Origin of the sequence: Acetobacter musti (assembly GCF_011516835.1) — a bacterium.
GTDB lineage: Bacteria > Pseudomonadota > Alphaproteobacteria > Acetobacterales > Acetobacteraceae > Acetobacter > Acetobacter musti.
Genome location: NZ_WOTB01000021.1, coordinates 1 through 19,082 on the forward strand (window position 1 = coordinate 1; position 19,082 = coordinate 19,082).

The window sequence follows — 19,082 nt, forward strand, 5'->3', positions numbered from 1 at the left end:
AGGAATTCAAACGCATCGCTATGCGTGCCGGCAAAACGGACAAAAGCTTCAGCGCCATGATCTGTCTCGCTGCAGCCATCATCCACTCACGGTGAATCCCCACAGACCTTAGGCCGTCCGGTCAAGCATTCCGGGCAAACCGGGGATTCCGCCGTAATCGAAGTGGGAACCTGGTCAGATGACCCGATGCACCCATTCATGCGTATCCGCTACCTTGCCACGCTGCGTACCCAGCAACGCTGTCCGTAATTTCCCTGTCACCTGACCGGCGCTCGTCCCGCTGCCGATTCTGACCTCGCCTTCGCGTGTTTTCACCGTTCCGATCGGCGAAATCGCGGCTGCCGTCCCGCAGGCAAATGCCTCTGTCAGATGACCTGACTTCGCATCTGCAAGCCACTGATCGATCGCATAAGGTTCCTCGCGCACCGTCAGGCCCTGCTCGCGTGCAATCGTCAGTACGGAATCCCGTGTGATTCCCGGCAGAATGGTGCCGGTCAGGGGAGGGGTCGCAATCGAACCATCCTCAAACACAAAGAAGATATTCATTCCTCCCATTTCTTCGACGAAACGGTGCTTCACAGCATCGAGAAATACTACCTGATCGCAACCCTGCGCCTTCGCTTCCGCCTGCGCCAGCAGACTGCCCGCATAATTGCCGCCACATTTTGCTGCGCCTGTACCTCCCGGTGCCGCCCGCGTATAGTTCTCCGAAACCCAGACCGTCACAGCGCCGTTGCTGAAATATGCTCCTACAGGTGCGCCGATTACCAGAAAGAGATATTCGGAAGCTGGTTTCACACCCAGAAACGCATCATTGGCGAACATGAACGGCCGGATATAAAGGCTCGCGTTCTCTCCTTCCGGAACCCAGTCACTATCTGCTTTCACAAACTCATCGACGGCCTCAATAAACAGGTTCTCCGGCAGGATAGGCATCGCCATCCGTTCGGCCGATTTCTGGAAACGTTGCGCATTTGCTTCCGGACGGAAAATCGCGATCTCGCCATCGCTGGTCCGGAAGGCCTTCAGGCCCTCAAAGATTTCCTGAGCATAATGCAGCACAGCCGCCGAAGGGTCGAGTGAGAGCGGCCCGCGCGGCATCACCTGAGCATCATGCCAGCCCTTACCTTCCGTGTAGCGGATCATCACCATATGATCTGTCGCCACCCGCCCAAATGCAGGATCTGCCATCATTGCCGCACGCTTTTCTGGCGAGGTCGGGCTGGGATGCGGAAGATGGATGAAGGTCAAATTTTCGGCGCTGCTCACGGCCAGTGTCTCCTGAATACCTGTCTGCCCCCCGCGCAGGGGATTAACTTAGGATCGTATCTGACCGGAAAATGAATCGTTGAGCAATCCGGAGCACACACAATCCTGCTCGTCCGCACCTCCAAATGCTTCTGTTGCTTTTTTCTGCTCGTTATGAATGAGACGAAACCGCCATATATTCAGCGCCCTTTTGATTATTAGTTTCACACATTTGCAGTGCGGCAACTTGTCTTAAGCTTTGGTTCGATCGTCAGATCATTTTGTAATACGCTGCCCGATCAGGCTGCGTTGCCGTGGTTGCCCTGTCGGCGACTGGTGCCACAGTGATCGGGTATCTGCGTCCGCTCGGTGGGGTGGAGATATTATTCTCTGAGATCCATGACCCGTAACGGCTCCCGCAGAAGACCTGCGTCTCATGAGCTATTTAGTGTCCCCGAGCGAAGAGCAGACCTGACACACGCGATAATTTAAAAAGGGGACGAAAATTACTGTCTTCAGACTGGTGTTTTTGCATGGATATGGAGCTTTGCTGCCGTAAGCTGTCCGGCCACATGGGCCGGGAGATCATCAGGTTCGGCGACTATCGCCTCCGGGGCAGCCTCTTCCATCTCTCCGCTGCTGCTATAGCCCCAGCGAACTCCAAGCGCGCGAACGTTATTGGCGTGAGCACCGGAAATGTCGAACCGTCGATCTCCGATCATCACGGCGTTATGTGGATCGATTTTGTGATCGCGCAGAACAGAGCCAATAAGTTCAGGTTTCTCTGCGCCGCTGTCGTCCGGACGGGCACCATAGACCTGGGTAAAATGGTTTATCAGTCCAGCACGCGTCAGAATCGTTTCTGCCAGCGTCTTCGGTTTTGATGTCGCTATAAAAAGTTGTGCCCCTGTCCTGCCAATTGTGTTGATGGCTTCCCGCATTCCGGTGAATACTGGCGTATGTCGTGCGCCATTTGTCTCGTAATTGCGACGGTAGCGATCCATGGCCTCGTCACATCGCGTATCATCGTAATGCTGCAGCACTTCACCAATCAGATCGCGCAATGGCGGTCCCACAACCCAGGTGAGATCATGATCTGGATCGGGCGTATGCCCAAGATCCCGTAAACTGCGATGGATGCTGTCGATGATGCCGGAGCGAGAATCGATAATGGTTCCGTCGAGATCAAAAAGAACGGCGGTGCCGCGTAGCATATGGTCGGTGTTGGGCATAAATACACTCAGTCTTCTCGGTAGTGAGGATAAGACTAATCTGTTTTGTTCATTATGGCGATTCCCGGCTCTGGTCATCCCCGTTCATTTTCCATGCGCCGAAGACTGATATGGATTGAGGCTGAGTGCAGCAAAGATTTCATCTCATAGCATTCGGATGCTTCATGCTCAGAGATATCGCCGCAGAAGTCAGTTTACTGAAGTTGCCAGGGACACATCACGAACGAAGAAAGTTACTCCTTCACGTCCCTGCCAGGTTTCATGACGCAAATATCCGACAAAATTCAGATACGGTCGGGTTTTGTCTTCAAGTGCCGTCAGAGTCGGTCCGTCAGTGACGCGGAACATCAAAGCTTTAATATTCCGGTTTCCTTCTCCTGCCAGAATTAAACGGAGAGTATTCCCATTGGCACCGATGCGGTCGCTTCTCACAACCTGTAAATTAGTAAGTGCAATCAATGGCTCATCATTGCCCTGGCCGAATGGGGCGAGAATGTCGATGGCTTTGGCTGTTTCAATGGAAACTCCGCGAGGAGACAAAGCTGAATCGATTTCAAGTATGGCACGATCCGGACGGGAACAGGCTGCCGAGAGTCTGACATTTAAAAAATCATGCAGATCAGAAACAAAATTTTTCGAAAGGCTAAAGCCTGCAGCCATTGCATGGCCACCGCCGTTTGTAAGTAATTTGTTCTCCCGGGCGGCTATTATGGCGGCGCCCAGATCAATGCCAGGAACAGATCTTCCTGAACCTTTGACCTGGCCGTCTTCCTGTTCTGCGCAAACAAGAGCGGGCCGGTTGAAACGCTCTTTAATCCGGCTTGCTACGATTCCGACAACGCCGGCATGCCACTCGGACCCGACGAGCATCAGGACCGCATTGCCCTGATCAACCTGAATCTGCGCCTGCTCCATTGCGCGTTCAAGGATGTCAGTCTCTACTTCCTGTCGTCGGCGATTAACGGCGTCAAGACGTTCCGCCAGTTCTCTTGCTTCCCCGGCATCCTGTGTTGTGAGCAGGCGGGTGCCCAGATACGCTTCTGCAATTCGGCCGCCTGCGTTGATTCTTGGACCAAGAGTATAACCCAGAGCAAATGCTGACGGAGCTGTTTTTAGTCCCGCAATTTCGGCGAGCAGACGCAGACCGGGTCGCAACTGACCTGCCATGGTGCGGAGACCCTGACGAACAAAAGCTCTGTTGAGACCGGTCAGCGGCATTACATCACAGACGGTAGCAAGCGCCACGAGATCAAGTTCGCCGAGCAGGGCCGGTTCAGGACGCTGATCGGAAAACCATCCTGATTTTCTAAGCTCGCGCACGGTTGCCACGGTGGTGAAAAATGTGAGAGCTGCAGCACAGAGATTGCCAAGCTGCGAAGTACAATCCGCTCTGTTGGGATTGACGGTCGCGAGGACGTCCGGGAGTTTTCCTTCTGATTTATGGTGATCGATAATGAGAACGTCAGATCGGTTTTCAAGACATGTCAGAATGTCTCCGGCAGCGGTCCCGCAATCCAGACAGACAGTGAGTGTGGCCCCTTTATCGGCGAGTGACAGCAGCGCCGGAACGTTGGGGCCGTAACCTTCGGTCATCCTGTCTGGAATATGGGTGAGAACCGTACAGCCAAGTTTTTGCAGCGTCGTCGCCAGCAGGGCCGTGGAGCAGGCACCGTCGACATCATAATCGCCAAAAATGGCTACCGTTTCCTGAATTTTAACTGCGTGCGCCAGACGGGCTGCTGCGACATCCATGTCTTTCAGGCAGGACGGGTCCGGCATAAGCGCGCGCAGTGTCGGATTCAGAAAGCTGGCGGCATTGTCAGGAGTTATGCCACGCAACGCCATGACGCGACCTGCGATTTCTGGCAGAGCGTAACGCTGGGCGATTGCGGAGCCGAGGCGCGCGATAGCCGGATCATCAGCGCCTGGCCGCCATTGCCACCGGCAACCGGATAGGCTGGATTCTATGCCGAATGCGGATGGAGGAATGGAAGGGCCTCCGATGAAAGTGTCACCGGGGGCCTCTGCTGTAAAATCACCAGAAAGAGCTTCGTCACGCATGTGGTACTACGGCCGACGAACAGACGGGACGAGAAGCAGATATGACATGATTGTTTTAACGGGCGCTCCATGTCTTCGTATTGAAGTTGTGATGGCCTTCGACAAATCTCAGGGTTCCTGATTTCGAGCGCATCACCAGGGAATGGGTGATGGCGTGGTGAGTTCGCCTTTTAATGCCCTGGAGCAGGAAGCCGGTGGTCACGCCGGTTGCGGAGAACAGGACATCCCCTGCGGCAAGGTCATGCAGACCGAGCTTTCTGTCGGGCTCTTTTCCCGGGTTCATCTTTATTGCGCGGGCACGCTGCGCCTTGTCCTCAAACAGGAGGCGGGCCTGCATCTGGCCGTGCATACAGCGAACAGCGGCAGCGGCCAGTACACCTTCAGGCGCTCCGCCGGAACCGGCGTAAATGTCTACCGTCGCGGTCTCGAGACATGCGGCGATACCTGCGGCAACGTCTCCGTCGGAAATCAGGCGCACACGGGCTCCGGCTTCACGGGTTTTGGCGATCAGTTCAGCGTGGCGTTCCCGGTCGAGGGCGCAGAGGACGATTTCTCCAACGTCCTTGCCTCGGGCTTTTGCGAGATTGCGCAGATTTTCGCCGACCGGAGCGTCAAGGTCGATCAGATCGTCAGGCAGGCCGGCACCCACAATGATCTTATCCATGTAAACGTCTGGCGCATGGAGAAAATTTCCGTGTTCGGCGAGTGCGACCACGGTGATTGCGTTTGGCATGTCCTTTGCACAGAGATTGGTGCCTTCAAGCGGATCAACGGCGATATCCATGGGCGGGCCGCCTGCGCCGACTTTCTCGCCAATGTAGAGCATCGGCGCTTCATCCATTTCGCCTTCGCCGATCACAACGGTTCCGTCGATAGCCACCGTGTCGAATGCCACGCGCATGGCTTCAACGGCGGCGCCATCCGCGTCGTTCTTCTGCCCGCGGCCTGTCCAGTGAGAGGACGCCAGGGCTGCGGCTTCCGTGACGCGCACCAGTTCGAGGGCGAGGTTACGATCCGATACGACGAAAGGTCTGGAAGTTGCTTCGGCCGACATGACTGTTCTCCGTTGTGAATCCGCATCTGGCGCGTGGAGCAGAACTGCTGCGGGTGATGATTCAGTTATAGACACACTGAGTGAGGCATAAACATGGGGTTCATGCGGCAGACTCTGTTTCGGGCATTCAGACCGTATCCGGATGGTATTTCCAGGGCACCTCAGAGATTTTCGATTCTGACGAGGACCGGAGGGGAAAGAACGACGGGAAGGGCTGTGATTTTGCTGACGGCATCCTGCATTCCCGCTTCACAGGTGGGATGGGTGACCAGAACGAGCGCCACGCTTTCGCCCACTCCCGCTGAAGGCTGCTGGATCATGCTGTTCAGGGAGACGCCACAGTCACGGAGGACGGCGGCGATATCCGCAATGACGCCGGGACGGTCGGCAACGGTCAGGCGAATGTAGAACGCGCCCTGTCGTTCAGAGGCCGGCCGGCTGCGGACAGGCTGAAGACCTGTTGTCTCCGTTCCCCAGACCGGTGCCGTGGTGTTACGCGCCAGATCAATGAGGTCGGCGGCGACGGCGCTTGCCGTGGGACCGGCGCCGGCGCCCCGGCCTTCGACCATAAGGCGTCCGACGAATGTTCCTTCCGCGATGACCGCGTTGAAGACGCCGTCGACCTGCGCGACCGGTGAGGTTTCGGGAATAAGGCAGGGGGCCACGCGGGCTTCGACGCCTTTTTCAGTTTGTCTTGCGAGGCCGATCAGTTTGATCCGGTAGCCAAGTGTCCGGGCGAAACTGAAGTCGAGAGCACCGATATGGCGAATGCCTTCGACATGGACGCTGTCGAAAATGACCGGACTGCCGAAAGCCAGCGATGCGAGAATGGTCAGTTTGTGCGCGGCGTCGATCCCGTCGACGTCGGTCGACGGATCTGCTTCCGCGTATCCGAGTTCCTGCGCCTCTGCGAGAACGTCGGCGAAGTCACGGCCGGTTTCGCGCATTGCGGTAAGAATGTAATTGCAGGTGCCGTTCAGGATACCACCGATCCAGAGAAGACGATCGGCGGCCAGACCTTCACGCACGGTTTTGATTGCGGGAATCCCGCCGGCGACGGCGGCCTCGAACAGCAGAGGGGCGTTGTTCTGTTCGCTGAGCCTGGCGAGTTCATCGCCGTGCAGGGCTATGAGCGCCTTATTGGCTGTTACGACCGGTTTCCCGGCGTTCAGAGCGGCTTCCACAAGCGCGCGGGCCGGTCCTTCGGCGCCGCCGATGAGTTCCACGATCACATCGACGTCAGGGTCGCTGACCAGGTCGGCTGCGTTATCATGCCAGGTGAAGGAAGCGAGATCGATTCCGCGGTCACGCTTCCGGTCACGGGCGGCAACGGCGGTGACTTCGACCGGACGGCCGGCGCGGGCTGTGATCAGGCTGGCATTGTCGCGCAGCAGGGTGATGAGACCGGCACCGACTGTGCCGAGCCCGGCAACGCCAAGCCGCAGGGGTGTTGCTGATGCGGCGTTCTCCGGCGCTGATGTCACGATGCGCTGTCCTCCAGAGCTGGTTGTTTATCGGTTTTGGGAACGGACCGGGCAGGGCCGGCGCCGTGGCTGCTGAGAAAACCACGGATGGCGCGCGTTGCCTGGCGGAGACGCTGGGTATTCTCGACGAGGCCGATGCGGACGAAGCCTTCGCCGTGTTCGCCGAAGCCGAGACCCGGGGCGACGGCGACGCCGGCTTCCTGCAGCAGGAGTTTGGAAAAGGCGACGCTGCCCATATCGCGGAAAGGCTCGGGGATTGGCGCCCAGGCGAACATGGAGCCTTCCGGGGAGGGAATCTCCCAGCCGGAACCCTGAAGGCCACGAAGGAGGACGTCGCGGCGCTCTTTGTAAAGCGCGCGGATTTCGGCGACGCAGTCCTGCGGGCCGCTGAGAGCGGCGACTGCGGCGACCTGAATCGGGGTGAAGGCGCCGTAATCGAGATAGGATTTGATGCGGGTCAGGGCGGCGATCAGGTGGGGATTGCCTGCCGCGAAGCCCATGCGCCAGCCGGCCATGGAGTAGGTTTTGGAGAGTGAGGTGAACTCGACGGCGATGTCTTTCGCGCCGGGAACGGCGAGGATCGACGGAGGGACGAGATCACCGAAATAGATCTCGGCATAGGCGAGGTCGGAGAGGATGAAGATCTCTTCCCTGCGGCAGAACGCGACGATTTCCTTGTAGAAGTCGAGATCGGCCAGGTAAGCGGTCGGGTTCGACGGGAAGTTGACGATCAGCGCGGTCGGCTTCGGGACGGAGTGGCGCACGGCGCGCTCAAGGGCGCGGAGCATGTTCTCGTCCGGGTAGGCCGGAATGGAGCGGACGGAAGCGCCGGCGATGATGAAGCCGAACTGGTGGATCGGGTAGGACGGGTTCGGCACCAGAATGGTGTCGCCGGGGCTGGTGATCGCGGAGGCGAGGTTGGCGAGGCCTTCCTTCGAGCCGAGGGTAGCGATGACTTCCGTTTCCGGGTCCAGCTTTACGTTGAAGCGGCGCTCGTAATAGCCGGCCAGGGCCTTGCGGAGTCCGGGGATGCCGCGGCTGACCGAATAGCGGTGGCTGCGGGGATCGGCGACGGTTTCCACCAGCTTTTTGACGATATGCGGCGGGGTCGGGCTGTCCGGGTTGCCCATGCCGAGATCGATGATGTCCTCACCACGGGCCCGGGCGGCGGCCTTGGCCTTGTTGACCTCCGCGAAAACGTAGGGCGGGAGGCGACGGATGCGGTGGAACTCTTCGGTCATGGCCGGGCTGTCCTACAGGCTCTTCAGGCTCTTTGCTGCCGGGATGGCAGGGGAGAATGTATAGGAAGCGGCGGGTGGTCAGGCAAGGCGAAGAGTCCAGAAGGGGTGGGGGGCTGGTCTGCCGGTTTCGGAGGGTTGTGAGATGGCGATTATTTTTCTGGGCGTGAGGGGCTGAGCAGTCGTCAGGCGGGTGAGGCAGGGTGGCATGACGGGGAGAATTGTCCGGTCTGGCTGTGAGGAGCGATCATGGCGATGACCGCAGATTCCGCATGTCTCTGCCGTGGAATTCAAGAGCGGGGTGCAACGGGTTTCATCAGCGGGCGCTTGCTGCGTTTCGGGGACGTAAAAGTCGGGCAAACGGATTCCAGAATGTCATGGACATTTTTGTTTCCGTTTGCGAATGAAAAAAGGAGCGGTATCGTAGGCTCAGAACCTGTCAGTCTGCTGATCTGAGCAGCGATCGGTGATTCACAGGTTTGTATGAGGAGTAAGCCTGTGGGCGGGATGTTTTTGCTCTCTGAGAGCCGGATGGCGTGGACTGAGCGGGATTTTCCACCCCTGCGTGGACTGCTGCATGTGGATGACGGGCGGAGGCTGCGCGGCATCGGATATGTGATCCGGAACGGGTTTCGGTGGAAACCGGCATGACAGACAGAAAAGCCGTCAGGACGATTGCCGCCGCGACTGTCGGCAATGCGCTGGAGTTCTTTGATTTTACGGTCTTCACTGCTTATGCGGCTTATATCGGCGACTATTTCTTCGAAAGTACGGATGACTATGTCCGCATTCTGCAGGCTGTTTCCGTGTTCGGTCTGGGATTTGTTGCCCGGCCGCTGGGAGCGCTGCTGATCGGCTATTATGCGGACACGCGAGGCCGCAAGGCGGCTATGACGCTCACGCTGCTTTCCATGTGTCTGGGATCGCTGCTGATCGCCGTTCTTCCGGGATACAGGACGATCGGCATTCTCGCGCCCATCCTGCTGCTCGTCGCCCGCCTGCTTCAGGGGTTCTCCGTCGGCGGAGAGATGGGGCCTGCCACGGCATTTCTGGTCGAATCAGCGCCCGATATGAAGACTTCCCGTCGCGCCGCGTCCTGGCAGCTGGCCAGCCAGTCCTTCGCCACGATTGCTTCCGGGCTGCTGGGCGCCGCCCTGAGCCTGCTCCTGACCCGGCATGAACTTGCCAGCTGGGGATGGCGGATTCCCTTTGCGATCGGTGCCATGATCGGTCCGGTGGGTCTGTGGCTCCGGGGGGCGCTGGAGGAGACGCTGGTGCCCGAAGCCGGCGATGCGCATCCGCCTCATATTCTGTCCGTATTCACCCGGCTGCCGGTGGAAGTTCTGTCCGGAATGCTGATTACCGCCGGGGGCACGGTGCTTCAGTATTTCTTTCTTTATTGCGCGCTGTTCGCTGGCAGGAATCTCCATTTCCATGCGCTTCCGGCCCTGTCGGTCAATATTGCGATCGGAGCCGGAACGGCGTTCGGGGCGATTGCCGGCGGCTATCTGGTCTCGATGGTGGGCCAGACAGCGATTGTCGTGAGCTGTCGCATCATTCTGGCCTGCACGATCGTGCCGGTCTTTGTGCTGTTTTCCCACGGCGCGGGCTTTCCGACCGTTTTCTCGCTTCTCGGACTGCTCGCCATTTTCCATGGCGCGGCCTCCGGAACCGGGACGGGAATTCTGACGCGGCTCTTTCCCATGCCGGTCAGGACGGTGGGTGTGGGATGCGCCTATTCGCTGGCGGTTACGGTGTTCGGCGGGTCGGCCCAGCCCATTTTCACCGTGATCATCAGCCACACGGGAAGTTCCGTCTCATGGTGTTTCTATGTGGTGGCCATGGCCCTCTTCTCCACGGTTCCGTTTCTGTGGATGAGGAAACGGCTGCGGGATGAGCCGGCCTCCCGGACATTCTCTGATTTCCAGCTGTCTGAAAGTATTTTTCATGAAGATGTCACCCGAAGACCTGTCGTCGTTTCTTGCGGAGCTCAGGGAGTGGGTCAGTATCGAGACGCCAACAGCCAGTCCTGAAAAGGTCGATGCACTCGGGCGTCTGATCATATCCCGCGCCCGGGAGGCCGGGCTGGCGGCGGAAGTCCACGGCGGCAACAGGGATATACACGGCGCTCCGCTGGGCGACCACATGGTGCTGTACGATCCGGAGCGGATGTCGAACGAAAAGGGCATCCTGCTTCTCGGCCATATCGATACCGTTCATCCGTCCGGCACTCTTGCCGGCGGCCTGCCGTGGAGACAGGACGGAGACAGGCTGTACGGACCCGGTATTGCCGACATGAAGGCGGGCGTTCTGCTGGCCTTCAGGGTTCTTGCCGGGTTCTCGCGGAAATCGCCTCTGCCGATACGGATGCTGATTGTGTCGGATGAGGAAATCGGCAGTCCGTCCTCCCGGCGTCTTATCGAGGAAGAGGCCGCCAGGGCAAAGTATGTGCTGGTGACGGAGCCGGGGCGGCCGGGCAACGGGATCGTGAGCGGCCGCAAGGGTGTGGGGCGCTATTTCCTCTCCTGTCATGGCCGCCCCGCGCATTCCGGCCGGGCTCATGCCGAAGGCCGGAGCGCGATCAGGGAACTGGCCCACCAGATCCTCGCTCTTGAGGCCATGACGGACGAAAGCCGGGGCATCACCGTCAATGTGGGTCTCATTGAGGGAGGCACGGGCGCCAATGTCGTGGCCGAACATGCCTCGGCCGTTGTCGATCTGCGTGTTCCGGATGAAGCCACAGGCACGGAAATGAACGGGCGTATCCTTGGCCTCAAAGCAGCTGATCCGGATGTCGAGCTCACGGTTGAAGGCGCGATCAACCGGCCCGGCTATGTGAAGGACAGGGGGATCGCCGCTCTGGTCGAAAAGGCGGAACGCATTTCCAGAGCGGATGGGCAGGAGATTTTCGATCTGTCCACGGGCGGAGGTTCGGACGGCAATTTCTCCGCCGCCATGGGGGTGCCGACGCTCGATGCTCTCGGGGTTGTGGGACACGGCGCCCATACGTTGCAGGAGCATATTGAAATATCCAGCATTCCTGTCAGATGGAATCTGCTCACGGAGCTGGTCATGCAGGGCTGAGGGGCTGTTTCAAAAGCCTGCCTGTGAAACCTCAATCTAAATTATAAAGAAGTTTTTGGTGGAGCTTTTTCAGAAAGCTTCAGAGACGCTGCCTTTTTTCAAAAAGGCGGCACCCAGAAACTTTTATTAATTTTTATCAAAGGCTTGTCGCGACGTACTTTTTGCTGTCCGGGCGTCAGATGGAGCGGAGTGCCGCGTATTTTCAGCAGGCATATGGCGGTGCATGTGTGGAAGGCTGTCGGGGGCTCAGTGGGATCGTTTATGGGTGATCGTAACGGTCTTCAGTGGGACGCTGTTCCGAAAATTACGTCATCTGGCTTTCGGGCTGTAAAGAGATCTGATGCACAGCTCCTCTTCATAAGAACCTGTTAATCACTGAATGCTTTTAATATTTAAGTCATTCACAGGGGGGCAGACTGAGCTTCTGTTGTGGAGCGACGTGCTGCTTTCGCGGCAGAAGGGGTTTTAACAGGCTGTTTTCGGGCGGGCTCAGGGCCGGGCTGGTTTTGTTCTTTATTATGCAGAGGGTATGGCTGCTGGCGGAGCTTTTTCCGGGGTGTCCTGACACGGCGATGACCGGTATGGTGCGCGGCGAAACGGAGGCGGGGCGGCCGGTTTGCGGCTGATCTCTCTGACGGGGCGGAAGTGAAGGCGGGTCTGGCGGAAGGGCCGGGCCGGTGCAGCGGGGTACGGGTGTCTGATGGACGGTTTTCTTCTGGATTACTGGGGCAATATTCTTGATTTCGATGAAAATCAGGGTGTTGTCGTCAATCGTCGTATCGATGCAGCGTCGCCGAAACTCCGTGTGTCTGTCGACGGGGATGTCGCCAGCTTTTCTTTTTGCAATGCGCAGGGCGTGTGGGAAGGGCTTTCGGTTTTTCCGGACAGGCGTCTTCGGGCCGGGGAGACGCTTGCGGGATCGTTTTCCGTGTCCTGGCAGCGGAGCGGGGTGAAGTATCCGGCTTTCGGATATAACGGGCTTTTCCTCAGCGTCTCGCCGGACGGGACGGTGGCGGTCGACAAGACGCGGGTGTTCGACTGGGAGACGTTCCGCTTTCTGTCCGAAGATGAGTTTCGCCGGCTGACCTGGGTGACGGAACATGCGTGGTATTCGCGGTCCCAGGACAGGATTGTTGCGAAGCCGGTTCCGGTGCGGGACAATTTTACCCTCGATTTTTCCGGTCTGCCTGTACGGATCGACGATCTTTTTGAGGTGGTTTCGCAGTCCGGCCTGAAAACCATCGATGTTTTCTACGACACCTGGCGGCTGGAACGGCTGGAGCTGTTTAATCCCGTTATTTACTGCTGTTCTTTCGGGCGGGACGAGGCGTTTGAGTCGCTGGAGATGACGGTTGAGTCGCTGCGGCGGTTTGCGGGATATGACGGCGATATAAAGGTTCTGACCGAGCGTGACCCGGAGGAGGTCAGGCGGCGGTATGCGTCGCTGCGCGATGAGAAGGTCGGGCTGGTGCCGTATGTGCCGCTGGATCTGATCGATTACATGTCCTCACGGTTCGATATTGGTAATTATGAGGAGTTTCAGCAGTATCAGCCGATTTTGTATCTCGATACGGATATTATTGTCGGGCGCTCTGTTGATGATCTTTTTCTGAATATTATCCGTGATCCGGCGTCCGCTGTTTATGTGTATGTCGAGACGCGGGCTCCGGCGGAGGCGAATTACTGGGGCAAGGAACTGTTCGACAACGATCCGTTCTCCGTCATGCCTGATTACGGGTTCAGCACGGGTGTGATGGCGTTCCGGACTCTCGATGGCGCCGATTCTTTTCTGAAGGCGGTCAGGCAGGTGATTTTCCGGCAGAGCCGGGAGCTGGGGTCGCGGCTGCATCTGCGCTGCTACGATCAGCCGGTGGCGAATTATGTGCTGGCGAAGATGGGATGCAGCACGGATGCGCAGTTGCTGAACCGGTTCGTGGTCAATTTCGACATGAAAATGAATCATGTGGATGCGGCCGGTTATGATGCCTATGTCTCGGCGTTACGGGAGCCGGTGCTGCATTTTGCCGGTGGTGTCGGGGGGTATGACTGGAAGCTCGGGGCGATGCGTCGTTATCGGGAGTGGCTGCTGCGCCCGGACCGGCTGGAGCCGGAGCGGGTCGTGCCAGAGCAGGCGATATCGGAGTTCGCGGTGCCGGAGCGGGCTGTGCCGGATTTTGCGGAGCCGGATTTTGCGGAGGCGGGGCTTCCCGGGGCTGGCATGTCCGCGATCGGGGTGACGCAGCCTGGAACGGTTGAAGCGGAGAAGGCTGAGGCTGAGAGTTCCGGAGCCGGACGGGGGCTGGTTCCGGAGAGTGCCGGCCTGGAGAGGCTGGTGCCGGAGAAGATGTCAGAGAATTTCCCGCCAGAGAATCTGGTATCAGAGGATCTGGCGCCGAAGGGGCTGCGGAGCGGGCGGCGCTGAGACGGGGGCTGGTTCGCAGGGTTCTGTGGGGCTGACGGAAAGGCTGCTGGCGGGGATCAGTGAGGCGGGACCGGTCTGAAGCGGGGGCTGCGGGTTTCGATGTTTCGGGGTGGTGCGGTTCAGGGAGTGGTTCTGTCGCGTGGCTGACGGGGCGGGGTGATTTTCAGGGCGGCTCTGTTCCGTGTTTTTTCTTCCCGCGGTCTGTCCCGTGGCCTGTGTGGCTGCTGTGGGTTCCTGTTTCCCTGCCTGGCCCGTGTTTCCCTACTTGGAGAGAGGCAGGCGAGCCGGTAACGTTGGGGGATGGCCGAACCGATCGTATTTTCCTCTCCTGACCCGACGATGCGCGAGCTTCTCGCGACGCATCCGCAGCTGACGCTCGACGTGCAGTGCGGGCTGATGCTGGAGGGCGTGCCGCTGCTGGCGATTGCCGATGAGATGGGCACGCCGTGCTGGGTGGTCAGCGCGGGGACGCTGCGGGCGCGGGCGGGGCGTCTGCTCGGGGCGATGGCGCAGGCGGGGCTTTCCGTTTCGCCGCATTTCGCGGTGAAGGCGAACGATCATCTCGCGGTTCTGGAAATTCTGGGACAGGCCGGGTTCGGGGCGGATGTGGTCAGCGGGGGCGAACTGCTGCGGGCGCGGAAGGCGGGGATTCCGGCGTCCCGGATCGTGTTTTCCGGCGTGGGCAAGACGGATGCGGAGCTGCGGCTGGCGCTGGCCGAGGGCATTGCCCAGGTGAATGTGGAGAGCGCGGAGGAGCTGGAGATTCTCTCGGGGCTGGCGGTGCAGACCGGGCGTGAGATGAGGGTGCTGCTGCGGGTCAATCCGGATGTGGATGCGGGTACGCATGCCAAGATCACGACGGGCGTGGCCGGAAATAAGTTCGGTGTTCCGTGGGATGAGGCGCTGGAGCTGTACCGGCGGGCGGCGGCGCTGCCGGGCGTCCGGGCGGCTGGTTATGCGATGCATATCGGGAGCCAGATTCTCTCGGCGGCGCCGTTCCGGGCGGCCTATGCGCGGATGGCGGAGCTTGTGCGGGCGACGCGGGAGGCGGGGCTGCCGGTCAGCGTCGTGGATTGCGGCGGCGGGCTCGGGATCTGTTATCGCGATGAGGGCGAGGGATCACCGGATGCGTGGGCCGGAGCGATCCGGGCGGAGCTTGGCGGCCTGGATGTGCGTCTGGCGATCGAGCCGGGGCGGTGGATCGCGGCGCCGGCCGGCGTGCTGCTGTCGACGGTCGTGCTGCGCAAGGCGGTGACGGGCGGGGCGCCGTTCATCATTCTCGACGCGGCGATGAACGATCTGTTGAGGCCTTCGCTTTATGATGCCTGGCATGGAATCGTGCCTTTATCCCCCCGGGACGCTGTGGCGGAGCCGGAGATCGCGGCTGTTGTCGGGCCGGTCTGCGAGTCCGGGGACATGTTCGCGCAGGAGCGGAGCCTGCCGCGGCTGGAGCGCGGGGCGCGGGTGGCGGTGCTCGATACCGGGGCGTACGGGGCGGTGATGAGTTCCACGTATAATGCCCGGCCGCTGGCGGCGCAGGTGCTGGTGGACGGGGATCGCTGGTCGGTCATCCGGGCGCGGCAGGGTGTGGAGGCGCTCTGGGCGGAGGATATCGTGCCTGAGCGGATCAGATCGCCGGTATGAGCGGGACGCAGCATCCGGGGGCGGGTTTTTCGGGAGGCGGTTCTTCCGGTTCCGGGTCTTCAGGGCGTGGTTCCGGGCGGGCTCCGGGGGGTGACGGGGCGCCGTCGCCGCTGGCGCTGCTGACGGCGGCGCGGCTCCGGGCGCGGCGGGTTCTTGCGGCCGAGGATGTGACGCGGCGGCTGGTGCCGGCGATTGCTGTGGTGCTGCTCTGGATTCTGGCGGCGCTGCTGCGGCTGCCGCAGTCACTTCCCGACTGGCTGCATCTGATTGCCGAGCTGGCCTGTCTGGCGGCGGTGATCTGGCTCGCGCGGCGGGGGCTGGCCGGGTATGAGCCGCCTTCCGAAGGGGCGGCGGACCGGCGGCTGGAAAAGGTTTCGGGGCTGGCGCACCGGCCGCTGGCCAGTCTGACGGACAGATCGTCGGGGATCGGGTCTCAGGCGCTGTGGACGGCCTATCAGAGCCGGCTGATCGCGTCTCTTGGTCCGCTTCGCGCCGGCTGGCCTAAATTGCGGTTCGCGGCGCGCGATCCGTGGCGGGCGGCGGTGCTGCTGCTGCCGGCTGTCGTGATTGCGGCAGTGCTGGCGGGCGGTCATGCGCCGGGGCGTGTCGCGGCGGCGCTGGTGCCGGGGTGGGACGATCCCGATGTGCCGCTGCCGCATGTGGAGGCGTGGATCACGCCGCCGCCTTATGCGCCGTCGGCTCCGGTGTTTCTGAAATCCGGCCGGGTTGCCGGCTCCGTGCCGGAGGGGGCGGTGCTGACGGCGACGGTGACGGGGCTGCACGGGACGCCGGTGCTGGACGGGCACCTGCTGGATGAGAAGCAGCAGGCGCTGGATAAACGCTCGTGGCGGGTGGAGGGGAAGCTCGGCTCTTCCGGCTGGCTGGCGCTGCGGGCGCGTGGGCGGACGATTGCGCGGTGGGACATCACGGTTGCGCCGGATGCGGTGCCGTCGGTGAAGTGGGGCGCGGAGCCGGGCGGTGAGAAGGGCGGGCGGCGGACCCGGATTCCGTTCGAGGCGCATCATGCGTACGGGATTGCGTCGCTGGTGGTGGAGATGCGGCTGGCGCATCCGTCCTTTCTGGCGAAAAAGCGGGTTCTGCGGGTGCCGCTGCCGCTTTCCGGCCATCCTGTCGAGGCGAAGGGGACGGCGACGCCGGACCTGTCTTCCGATCCGTGGGCTGGCGAGGAAGTTTCGGCCGTGCTGGTGGCGACGAGTGTCAGCCATCGGGAGGGGCGGAGTCAGGCGGTGACGTTCCTGCTGGGCTCGCGGCAGTTCAAATCGCCGGTGGCGCGGGCGGTGCTGGATCTGCGGAAGCGGCTGGCTCTGGGATCGGAATCGCGGAGCGCGGCGTCTGAGGATCTGGCGGCGCTGGGGGAGACGCCGGGACCGATTGCTGAAAATACGGGGATGTTTCTCAATCTGACGGCGACGGCGTCTCTGCTGGCGGACCCGGATGTGGAGGATGACGCGGCGCGGGATGAGGCGGTCGGCCGGCTGTGGGATCTGGCGCTAAACATCGAGGACCGGCTGCATGGCGGCGCGGAGGGGGCTCTGGCGTCGATCGATGTGCGGGCGGCGCAGGAGGCTGTCGAGCAGCAGCTCCGGCATATGCGCGAGGACAACGCGCACGGGCCTGAGGCGCAGGCGGAGCTGCAGCGGCGGATGCAGGCGCTGCGGCAGGCGATTGCGCGGAAGATGCAGGCGCTGGCGCATCAGGCGATAAAGGACGGGACGGCGATTCCCGATCTGCCGGGGCTGTCGAAGAATGGCGACAGGGCGTTTCAGCGGCTGATGCAGCGGCTTCAGAGCGATGCCGCTGAGGGGCGCGAGGGCGCGATGGACAAGCTGCAGCAGCTTGAGGATTCCATTGAGCGCATGCGGAACGCGACGCCGCAGGATATGGCGCAGCTGGCGCGGCAGATGGAGGCGCAGCAGAAGCTGAAGGACCAGACGGAGGGGTTGCAGGATCTGGTGAAGCAGCAGACTTCGCTGCTGGATCATGCGCAGTCGCGGCTTGACCGGGTCCGGCGGGCGGATGAGGCGCGGCAGGCACGGATGTCGCCGCCGGACGAGGACGGGGACAGCGATCTGTCGACGATGTCGACGCAGGAGCTGCTGCGAAAGCTCGGGCTTGTGCCGCCGCCGGGAGAGAGTGGTCAGGAGCCGCCGGCGGGTGGAGAGACGACGGGCCGTGAAAATTCCGGCGGGGGGCAGGGTCAGCCTGGAGGGCGGCCGGGAGATCAGTCGTCGCCGGAGCAGTCTGAGAGACAGTCGGGCGCTCAGGCGGGGTCTGGCGGGCAGCCGGAGAGTGGCCAGTCCGGAAATGATCAATCTGAAAATGGCCAGCAGGGTGTCGCGGGTCAGGGCGGCGGTTCGGATGCCGCGAATACGGCGGCGCTGGATCAGCGGCAGGCGGACAGGGCGTCCCAGCATGCGCTGATGCGGGCGACGGATGAGCTGAATCAGGAATTTAAGGATCTGACCGGCAAGGAGACGCCGGCTTTCGCGAAGGCTCAGGCGGACATGCGCGATGCGCGTCATGCGCTGGCGTCCGGGAATGACTCGCAGGCGGTGACGGCGCAGATGAAGGCGTTGCAGGAGTTGCAGCAGGGGCGGCAGCAGATGCGGCAGTCTTTGCAGAGCAAGGGCGGCAGTTCGGGGGCGACGAGTTTTCTGCCGTCCTTTGGCGGTCGGGGCAGCGGGAGCGGTGACGATCAGGCGAGCGGGAGTGGCGGCGGCGACGGAGGCGATGACGGGGGTGATGGCGGTGACGAGGCTGCGGGTGACGACCGGAACGCCGATCGCGATCCGCTGGGCCGTGCGACCGGAGAGGGCAGTGACGCCGGGGCGAATGACGGGGGGCATATTCCGGATGCGGCTTCCCGCGAGCGGGCGCATGAGATCGAGGAGGAGCTGCGACGGCGTGATTCCGACCGGACCCGGCCACCGCAGGAGCTGGAATATCTGGACCGGCTGCTGAAGTCGTTCTGATCCGGAGCGGGAGGGGTTCCGTGTTTCATCTTCGTCCGTTCGGCGTCGGGGATTTCGCGTTGCTGGCCGGCTGGTTCGGTTCCGTGGCCGAGCTGACGCAGTGGGGTGGTGAGGCGTTCCGGTTTCCGCTGACGGCGGATCAGCTTCTGCGGATGGTGGCGGAGGCGGACGCGGCGCCGCCGGCGCGGCTGTGCCGGATGATTGAAAAGGACGGTGAGGTGGCCGGTCATGCTCAGCTCCGGCTCTTTCGGGAGGCTGGCGGGGCGAGGCTGTGTCATGTGGCGGTGGCGCCGGGGATGCGGGGGCGGGGGCTGGCGGTTCCGATGCTGCGGCCTGTGATCGATGAGGCGTTTGCGATTCCGGAAACCGGTCGGGTGGAGCTCATGGTTTACACATGGAACGCGCCGGCGATCCGGACGTATGAGCGGCTGGGGTTCAGGCGGGAATCGGTGTGCCGCGATTCGGTCCGGGTCTGTGCGGAGTCCTGGGATGCGGCGGTGATGGCGTTGGCGCGGGATGCGTGGCGGTCTGGCTGCGGATAAGGCGGAGGCTGGCCGGGGCGGGGGCAAAAACCTGAACCGGTGTGTTTCGGGAATTTGTCTGTTGCGGATTGTTCCTGCCG

General features: G+C 61.4%; 13 protein-coding genes. 7 read left to right on the plus strand and 6 right to left on the minus strand.

Annotated elements, in window-relative coordinates:
* Positions 1-174: 174 nt before the first annotated feature.
* The 6 genes from GOB93_RS14460 to GOB93_RS14485 form a co-directional block, all read right to left on the minus strand.
* Positions 175-1,269 carry a branched-chain amino acid aminotransferase gene (locus GOB93_RS14460; RefSeq protein ID WP_173584220.1) on the minus strand — a complete coding sequence of 365 codons (1,095 nt, stop codon included), beginning with the start codon at positions 1,267-1,269 and terminating at the stop codon, positions 175-177.
* Between the two features lie 494 nt (positions 1,270-1,763).
* A complete protein-coding gene (locus GOB93_RS14465; protein WP_242010801.1) occupies positions 1,764-2,480 on the minus strand; it encodes an HAD hydrolase-like protein in 717 nt (238 codons plus the stop codon).
* Positions 2,481-2,669: 189 nt separating this feature from the next.
* Positions 2,670-4,541, minus strand: a complete 1,872-nt coding sequence (gene recJ, locus GOB93_RS14470) for a single-stranded-DNA-specific exonuclease RecJ (protein ID WP_173584221.1) — start codon at positions 4,539-4,541, stop codon at positions 2,670-2,672.
* 55 nt (positions 4,542-4,596) lie between these two features.
* Complete coding sequence (gene glpX / locus GOB93_RS14475; protein ID WP_173584222.1) at positions 4,597-5,595, minus strand: class II fructose-bisphosphatase; 999 nt, start codon at positions 5,593-5,595, stop codon at positions 4,597-4,599.
* Positions 5,596-5,756: 161 nt separating this feature from the next.
* The gene (locus GOB93_RS14480) at positions 5,757-7,079 is read right to left on the minus strand and encodes a homoserine dehydrogenase (RefSeq protein ID WP_173584223.1); all 1,323 of its coding nucleotides are present in this window, start codon (positions 7,077-7,079) and stop codon (positions 5,757-5,759) included.
* Complete coding sequence (locus tag GOB93_RS14485; RefSeq protein WP_173584224.1) at positions 7,076-8,320, minus strand: LL-diaminopimelate aminotransferase; 1,245 nt, start codon at positions 8,318-8,320, stop codon at positions 7,076-7,078. The genes GOB93_RS14480 and GOB93_RS14485 overlap by 4 nt, the downstream gene beginning before the upstream one ends.
* A 246-nt stretch (positions 8,321-8,566) precedes the next feature.
* Between GOB93_RS14485 and GOB93_RS14490 the strand changes: the two genes are divergently transcribed.
* From GOB93_RS14490 to GOB93_RS14520, 7 genes are all read left to right on the plus strand, one after another.
* Positions 8,567-8,773: a hypothetical protein gene (locus GOB93_RS14490; protein WP_173584225.1), complete on the plus strand. Its 207-nt coding sequence runs from the start codon at positions 8,567-8,569 to the stop codon at positions 8,771-8,773.
* Between the two features lie 191 nt (positions 8,774-8,964).
* Positions 8,965-10,350 carry an MFS transporter gene (locus GOB93_RS14495; protein ID WP_173584226.1) on the plus strand — a complete coding sequence of 462 codons (1,386 nt, stop codon included), beginning with the start codon at positions 8,965-8,967 and terminating at the stop codon, positions 10,348-10,350.
* The gene (locus GOB93_RS14500) at positions 10,265-11,401 is read left to right on the plus strand and encodes a M20 family metallopeptidase (RefSeq protein WP_173584227.1); all 1,137 of its coding nucleotides are present in this window, start codon (positions 10,265-10,267) and stop codon (positions 11,399-11,401) included. Before GOB93_RS14495 ends, GOB93_RS14500 begins: the two co-directional genes overlap by 86 nt.
* 700 nt (positions 11,402-12,101) lie before the next feature.
* Complete coding sequence (locus GOB93_RS14505) at positions 12,102-13,823, plus strand: glycosyltransferase family protein (protein ID WP_173584228.1); 1,722 nt, start codon at positions 12,102-12,104, stop codon at positions 13,821-13,823.
* Between the two features lie 300 nt (positions 13,824-14,123).
* Positions 14,124-15,467, plus strand: coding sequence for a diaminopimelate decarboxylase (lysA, locus tag GOB93_RS14510; RefSeq protein ID WP_173584229.1), 1,344 nt, complete (start codon positions 14,124-14,126; stop codon positions 15,465-15,467).
* On the plus strand, positions 15,464-18,460 hold the full coding sequence (locus GOB93_RS14515; protein ID WP_173584230.1) for a DUF4175 domain-containing protein: 2,997 nt from the start codon (positions 15,464-15,466) through the stop codon (positions 18,458-18,460). The genes lysA and GOB93_RS14515 overlap by 4 nt, the downstream gene beginning before the upstream one ends.
* A 20-nt stretch (positions 18,461-18,480) precedes the next feature.
* Positions 18,481-19,002: a GNAT family N-acetyltransferase gene (locus GOB93_RS14520; protein ID WP_173584231.1), complete on the plus strand. Its 522-nt coding sequence runs from the start codon at positions 18,481-18,483 to the stop codon at positions 19,000-19,002.
* Positions 19,003-19,082 lie beyond the last annotated feature (80 nt).

Coding starts and splice junctions, on each gene's coding strand:
- lysA (WP_173584229.1), top strand. CDS start 14,124: ATGGCCGAACCGATCGTATTTTCCTCTCCTGACCCGACGATGCGCGAG.
- recJ (WP_173584221.1), bottom strand. CDS start 4,541: ATGCGTGACGAAGCTCTTTCTGGTGATTTTACAGCAGAGGCCCCCGGT.
- GOB93_RS14495 (WP_173584226.1), top strand. CDS start 8,965: ATGACAGACAGAAAAGCCGTCAGGACGATTGCCGCCGCGACTGTCGGC.
- GOB93_RS14515 (WP_173584230.1), top strand. CDS start 15,464: ATGAGCGGGACGCAGCATCCGGGGGCGGGTTTTTCGGGAGGCGGTTCT.
- GOB93_RS14490 (WP_173584225.1), top strand. CDS start 8,567: ATGGCGATGACCGCAGATTCCGCATGTCTCTGCCGTGGAATTCAAGAG.
- GOB93_RS14485 (WP_173584224.1), bottom strand. CDS start 8,320: ATGACCGAAGAGTTCCACCGCATCCGTCGCCTCCCGCCCTACGTTTTC.
- GOB93_RS14500 (WP_173584227.1), top strand. CDS start 10,265: ATGAAGATGTCACCCGAAGACCTGTCGTCGTTTCTTGCGGAGCTCAGG.
- glpX (WP_173584222.1), bottom strand. CDS start 5,595: ATGTCGGCCGAAGCAACTTCCAGACCTTTCGTCGTATCGGATCGTAAC.
- GOB93_RS14505 (WP_173584228.1), top strand. CDS start 12,102: ATGGACGGTTTTCTTCTGGATTACTGGGGCAATATTCTTGATTTCGAT.
- GOB93_RS14465 (WP_242010801.1), bottom strand. CDS start 2,480: ATGCCCAACACCGACCATATGCTACGCGGCACCGCCGTTCTTTTTGAT.